Raw genomic sequence first — 6,500 nt, forward strand, 5'->3', positions numbered from 1 at the left:
CAGCGCGATCGATGCCGCAAGGAAGGCGGTTCCCGCAAGCGGCGGCCAACCGAAGATGGATGCGCCGATCTCGCCCGCCGCGGCGCCGAACACCGCGAGCACCAGCGTCACGAGAAGGACGTAGCCGATCTCGAACAATACCCAGGCCCGGCCCAGAAGCCCTTCAAAAAAGCTGCGATAATCGAACACCCCCATGGCGCGAGCGAGCGAGAATGTCACCGCGCAGATGATGCTCCAGAGCAGCATCGCGAGCAGCATCGCGGCCAGTCCGCCCCATGGCCCGCTCGGCAGGAAAAATTCCGCAAGCTCGCGCCCGGTGGCGTAGCCGCCGCCGATCACGACCGCCTTGAAGGCGAAACCCGGCAACAGGAAACGCTGGAACCACGAGGATCCAGCCGCGGCTGCCGGGGCCCCCGCTGCGCTCATGCGAGGCAGCTATCCACCAGACGCGCGAACGCGTCACCGCCGCGGATCGGGTCGGCGACGGGCAATCCCAGGCGGCGGCTTTCCTCGGCCATCAGCGCGAAGGCTTCGTCTTCACTCAGATGCGAGGTATTGTACGACAGGCCGGCGCAGCGGATCGCCGGATTGGTCCGCGCGCCGAGCCGCAGGTTGAGCCCGATCGTCTCCTCGACGCCTGGCACCGAATAGCCTGCCGTCCCGAGCATCTCCTGGCGGCCCGGCTGGTGGCAGACGACGATGATGTCGGGCTGGCTGCCATGCAGCAGGCCGAGCGACACTGCCGCATAGGCGGGATGCATCAGCGAACCCTGCCCTTCGATCACATCCCAGTGACCGGGTGCGGCATCGGGACTGAGCGTTTCGGCAGCTCCTGCTTCGAAATCGGAAACCACCGCATCCATCGGAATGCCGCCGCCGGCGATCATGATGCCCGTCTGGCCGCTCGCGCGGAAATCAACATCGACCCTGCGATCGGCAAAGGCACGGGCGAGCGCGAGCGCGGTATATTTCTTGCCCAGCGCGCAGTCGGTTCCGACGGTCAGCAGGCGCTTTCCCGACCGCTTGCGTCCCGTGCCGACGGGCAACCCCTGCGGCGCATGGCGCACATCGATCAACTGGCGCCCGAGACGTGCCGCCGGTTCGGCAAGTTCGGGTATTTCCGACAGTCGGGCGTGCATGCCGCTGACGATATCGAGCCCCGCTTCGAGTGCCTCGACCAGCGCGGGGATCCAGTCCGGGGCGATCACGCCCCCGCGGTTGGCAATGCCGATAAGGATCGATCGAGCGCCCTTGGCCACCGCCTCGGCCGGTGTCAGCGCGGGGAGGCCCGTGCTGACGGTCGCGGCCGGCAGCGCATATTCGCCGACACATTTCTCGGGCGCCCAATCGCGCAAACCATAGGCGGTTTTGGCGAAACCGCTTTCGGTCGCATCGCCGAGAAACAGCAAATAGGGCTGGGGCAGTTGCAATGCGCCGGCAGCGATATCGAGGGAAGTTTGAATGTTCACGTCTCTCACCAAAATCGGGGGAACGCACCGACACGGCGCGATTGCGGCGCGTGTCCTGCATTCATCCCTGTTGACCTGTACGGGACATTATTTTCTAATTTTGATAATTGCAATACATTCAGAGAATTTTCTTCGACAGGCGGGTGGGCGCAAAGAAGGGCGCCCACCCGGCCCCGTCAGAATCGGGTTCCAAAACCGATCAGGTGGAAACCGACGCCGATCCACAGCAGAACCACCGCACTCATCAGCAGCACGATGCTCCAGAATTTCGCGAACCAGCCGCGCTTGCTCGTCCATACATGCCCGATATTCCAGATCGCGCTCGCGAGCAGGCCAAGGAATATGACGGGGGTGGCGACCTGAAGCGTCACCAATGCCCCGTCGAGTTCGCCGCTAAGCGACGAGAAGTCGCCGACCAGCTTGGTCACGAACAGGATCCACCCGGCCATCACCGCCACGGCCAGCGCTGCAAAGGCGCGCGTCAGCCGGTAGCTCTTGAGCGCGGCGGGAGCGAGGCCGGCTTTCACGCCATAGCGGCGACGGGCGAGCGCCGCGGCAGGCCAGGCGATCGCGGTCAGCAGCAGCGCACCGAGGCTGATCAGCATCGCCGGCGTCAGCCACGCGCTCGACAGATACCAGGGCACCGGCTCGAACGCGATATAGGGCGACGCCGCATCGACACTGAAACGCACGACCCGGCCATTTTCGACCTTGGCGGCGAGGCGCATCTTGCCTCTCGCCTCGCGCCACACGAACGGTGCGATTTCCACCCATTTGCGCGGCTGCCCGCCAAGATCAGGCACCGTATTGAGACGGATGCCGCCCTCGCTGTCGAGCCCGACCTTCGTCTGCCCGGCCAGTTCCATCGCTTTGAGGAAGCTCGTCTCCAGCCGCCGTGTCTTGTTGTAGGTGCCGACCATCATGCGTGCATGTTCGCGCGCGGTCGCGGCGTCGATGCGGCCGTCGCGCTGCTCGAAGGGGAAATAGCGGTCGGCGAAGGCTTCGAACAAATAGCTGCGGATCGGCCCCGATACATTCTGCGTGCCCGCAGCGTTCATCGACATATAGATGCCGACCTTCTCCTCGGGGAATATCCAGAGCTGGCTGTGAAAATTGAGGCTGTCGCCGGCGTGGGAGAGCGCCTTGCGGCCGTTGATATTCTGCTCATAGAAACCGAGCGCCATGCCGTTGAGCGGCGGAACCAGCCGCAGGATCGTCTGGTGCATCTGCGCCGCGGTCGCCGGCTTCAGCAAGGGCCCGCCATTGTCGAGGTGGGCGATCATGAAGCGCCCCATGTCGGCGCCGGATGCCGTCATCGCCCCCGACGGCGCAAGACTGCTCAGTTCGAACGGCCCCGGCTTGCCCGACCCCAGCATATAGCCGCTCGCGAGCAACGGCCGCAGCGCGGCGGGAAGCGGCTGGCGGAAACTCGACCGCGTCATGCCGGCGGGCGCGAAGATGTGCCGTTCGACATAATCGTCGTACGGGAGCCCCGACACGCGTTCGACGATATAGCCCGCGAGCGACGTACCATAGTTCGAATAGGCCGGCGTCGTCCCCGGCGCGTAGATGCGATATGGCACCTGCCGCTTCAACGCATCGCCGAGCGACGGGATTTTCTTCGGATCATAGCTGTTCAGGCCGCGCTGCACTTCGTCGAAGCCCCCCGTGTGCGTCATCAGGTTGCGCATCGTGACCGGCTTGCCTGCGAAAGGCGGAATCTTGAAATCGAGATAGGCGTTGATATCGCGGTCGAGATCGACCTTGCCCTGCTCGACAAGTTGCATCACCGCCGTCCAGGTGATCAGCTTCGACACCGATGCCTGCCGGAAAAGTGTGGTTTCGGGGTCGACGGGCCGACGCGAACCGACGTCGGCATAGCCGAAGCCGCGCTGCGTCAGGACCTTGCCGTCCTTGACCACCACGACCACCGCGCCCGCCGCGTCACCGCGCTTCAGTGCATAGGGCATATAGCCATCGAGCCAGGCATCGACGTCGCTCTTGATCATCGCGGGCGCGGGAGACACGGGACCGGCGCGCGGCGCGGCAGGCGCGGCAACGACCGGTGTAGCGCGCGCGGCGGACTCCGTCGTAGGCAGCGCCATAAATCCGGCCATCGCGGCCGCGGCCAAACACCCGCAATGCTTCAGGAACCGCATTCACCCTCCCCTTTTCATTCTGCCGCTTCACCGAAATCGGCAAGCGAGTTTCTCATTCTGAAATATTTTCAATTTTTGATATAGACATCCTGTCCGGAAATTTGTCAACGCCATCCATGACCGTCCCGCCGCCGGAAAGCGGGAGGGCAGCCCGATCGGGGCAATTTTCAGAAGGAGGCCGACAAGGCGGCCGGATACCGAAGACGCGATGCGTCACAGCCGCCGCGCAAGCCGAGCGGCGCAGCGTCGATCAATATGTCGACACGATCAGGAGCGTTTTTCGCCGCCGAGAGGGTGAAGGGCCGACTTCAGATCGGCGTCGGTTGCGGAGCAGACCGACAAAATCCGGCATGGCCCCTCGCCGACCGCGACATAACCATGCCCCATCGACGCGTCGAAATAGGCCGAATCGCCCGTTTTCAACAGCGATGGCGCGTACATGTCGGTGTGAAATTCGCACTCGCCTTCGAGCACGAGCACATATTCTTCGCCCGAATGCCGCATCAGATCCCCGAAATCGTCGATCGACCGAACCTTGATGTCGATAATCATGGGATTGAGGAGCTTGTTGAGAAGATCCGCCGACGGGTAGGTATAATTGTAGGTCGCGGTCTGGATCGACGGCCCCTCGCCAAGCGGCGTGATGCTGCGGCGCCCGGTGGCCGCATGTGGCGGCGCGGGAGGCGATGCCGCGGCAGAAAACAGCTGGGTAATATCGATTTCGAGCCCGCGACTGAGCCGCAGCAGCTTCTCGTAGCTGAGCGACATTTTGCCGGTTTCAATCTTTGATAAAGTTGAAACGGGAATTCGCGTGCGCTCGCTCACTTCGGTGAGCGTCCAGCCCTTTTCGGTCCGGATTTCCCGAAGGACCATTCCGGGATTTCCACCCAGCGGGGGCCGCGGATCGCTACCAGGCGGGCTCGGAACACGACTATCCGACATTTTCACCTCTCAATCGATTTTCACAACTAGCACATATTTGCGCATTTATCATATCGATCAAGCGGCGATGTCATACAAACCTGTCAATGGAAACTCAGCCAGAGCGCAGTTCGCCGTCGCTGGCGTTAGCCACCCAGCAATTTCACCATATGCTCGCGCATGGCGAATTTCTGGACCTTGCCGGTCACGGTCATCGGAAATTCGTCGACGAAACGGATGTGCCGTGGAATCTTGTAATGAGCGATGCGGCCCTGACAGTGCGCCCGCACATCGGCCTCGGACAATGTCGCGCCCGAACGGACGATGATCCAGACGCACAGTTCTTCGCCATATTTTGCGTCAGGAATGCCGACCCCCTGGACATCGGCGATGTCCGGATGGGTCAGCAGGAACTCCTCGACCTCGCGCGGGTAGATATTCTCGCCGCCGCGGATCACCAGATCCTTGATCCGGCCGACGATCTGGCAATATCCTGCATCGTCGATCGTCGCGAGATCGCCGGTGTGCATCCAGCCATCGGCATCGATCGCGTCGGCCGTCCGTTCGGCATCGTCCCAATATCCCAGCATCACCGAATAGCCGCGCGTGCAAAGCTCGCCCGTCTCACCGCGCGCCACGACATCGCCCGCCAGATCGATGAGCTTGACCTCGAGGTGCGGCTGGATACGCCCGACGGTCGAGACGCGCAGGCCCGGCGGATCGTCGGTATCGCTCTGGAAGCTGACCGGACTGGTTTCGGTCATGCCATAAGCGATCGTCACCTGATCCATATGCATCCGGTCGATGACCTCGCGCATCACCGCCATCGGGCACGGCGATCCCGCCATGATCCCGGTGCGCAGCGACGACAGGTCGAAACGGTCGAAATCGGGGTGATTCAGCGCCGCGATGAACATCGTCGGGACGCCGTACAGCGCGGTGCAGCGCTCGGCCTCGACCGCCTGCAGCACCGCTCCCGGATCGAAGGCCTCGGACGGATAGACCATCGTCGCGCCATGCACCGCGCAGGCGAGATTGCCCATCACCATTCCGAAACAATGATAGAGCGGTACCGGAATACACAACCGGTCGTCCGCGCCCAGCCCGATCCGCGCCCCGACGAAGGCACCGTTATTCAATATGTTCCGATGCGACAGCGTCGCTCCCTTGGGAAAGCCGGTGGTACCGCTGGTGAACTGGATGTTGACCGGCATGCCGGGGTCGAGCCGGACATTGGCCAGCGCGCCCGTACCCTCGCTCGCCAGCGCGGCGAACGGCAGGCAGCCGGGATGGGCTTCCTCGCCCATCACGACCACAAGCCGCAAATCGGGCAAGCGAGCAGCGTGCAACGCGCCCGGCGTCGCAGCCTTCAGCTCGGGTGCGATCTCGCCCAGCATCGCGACATAATCGCTGCCCTTGTGCGAGGGCGCGAGGATCAGCGCCGCGCAACCGACCTTGTTCAGCGCATAATCGAGTTCGGGCACCCGGTAGGCGGGATTGATATTGACGAGGATCAGCCCCGCCTTGGCGGTTGCGAACTGGACGACAACCCATTCGGCGCAATTGGGGGCCCAGATGCCGACACGGTCGCCGGGCTTCAGACCGCGTTGCAAGAGGCCCGCCGCGACGGCATCGACATGCGTGCGCAGTTCGCTCCAGCTCCACCGGATATTCTGGTGGCGAACGACGAGCGCGTCGCTATCGGGAAAACGGGCGACCGTCTGGTCGAAACGGTCGCCGATCGTCATTTCGATCAGCGGAGTCCGGTCGTCACCGCGAACAAGGCTTTCGGTCATGCATCGGCTTTCTTGAACTCGTTGTCGCGCAACTCCTTGCGCCGGATCTTGCCGCTGACCGTCTTGGGCAGGCTGCCCACGAATTCGATCTGCCGCGGATATTTATACGGCGCGGTGGTCGCCTTGACGTGGTCCTGCAGCGCTTTCGCCAGATC

5 protein-coding genes and 1 pseudogene are annotated in these 6,500 nt (G+C 63.2%); all 6 read right to left on the reverse strand.

Translation table 11 applies throughout. The annotated features are described in order from the left end of the window. Positions 1 to 426 (reverse strand): annotated as a pseudogene (locus VGD20_RS14150) (hypothetical protein); the annotation flags it as partial. Continuing rightward, positions 423 to 1,469: a DUF1611 domain-containing protein gene (locus VGD20_RS14155; protein ID WP_331135064.1), complete on the reverse strand. Its 1,047-nt coding sequence runs from the start codon at positions 1,467 to 1,469 to the stop codon at positions 423 to 425. The gene VGD20_RS14155 and the pseudogene VGD20_RS14150, both read right to left, overlap by 4 nt. Positions 1,470 to 1,645: 176 nt before the next feature. Continuing rightward, positions 1,646 to 3,574: a serine hydrolase domain-containing protein gene (locus VGD20_RS14160; RefSeq protein WP_331135065.1), complete on the reverse strand. Its 1,929-nt coding sequence runs from the start codon at positions 3,572 to 3,574 to the stop codon at positions 1,646 to 1,648. A gap of 321 nt (positions 3,575 to 3,895) precedes the next feature. Next, positions 3,896 to 4,501, reverse strand: coding sequence for an XRE family transcriptional regulator (locus VGD20_RS14165; RefSeq protein WP_331135066.1), 606 nt, complete (start codon positions 4,499 to 4,501; stop codon positions 3,896 to 3,898). 194 nt (positions 4,502 to 4,695) lie between these two features. Then, positions 4,696 to 6,345: an AMP-binding protein gene (locus tag VGD20_RS14170; protein ID WP_331135067.1), complete on the reverse strand. Its 1,650-nt coding sequence runs from the start codon at positions 6,343 to 6,345 to the stop codon at positions 4,696 to 4,698. Further along, a complete protein-coding gene (locus VGD20_RS14175; protein WP_331135068.1) occupies positions 6,342 to 6,497 on the reverse strand; it encodes an AMP-binding enzyme in 156 nt (51 codons plus the stop codon). Before VGD20_RS14175 ends, VGD20_RS14170 begins: the two co-directional genes overlap by 4 nt. Between the last annotated feature and the right edge of the window lie 3 nt (positions 6,498 to 6,500).

The organism is Sphingopyxis sp. (assembly GCF_036402335.1).
In the GTDB taxonomy this organism is placed as follows: domain Bacteria; phylum Pseudomonadota; class Alphaproteobacteria; order Sphingomonadales; family Sphingomonadaceae; genus Sphingopyxis.

Coding starts and splice junctions, on each gene's coding strand:
- VGD20_RS14160 (WP_331135065.1), bottom strand. CDS start 3,574: ATGGCGCTGCCTACGACGGAGTCCGCCGCGCGCGCTACACCGGTCGTT.
- VGD20_RS14165 (WP_331135066.1), bottom strand. CDS start 4,501: ATGGTCCTTCGGGAAATCCGGACCGAAAAGGGCTGGACGCTCACCGAA.
- VGD20_RS14170 (WP_331135067.1), bottom strand. CDS start 6,345: ATGACCGAAAGCCTTGTTCGCGGTGACGACCGGACTCCGCTGATCGAA.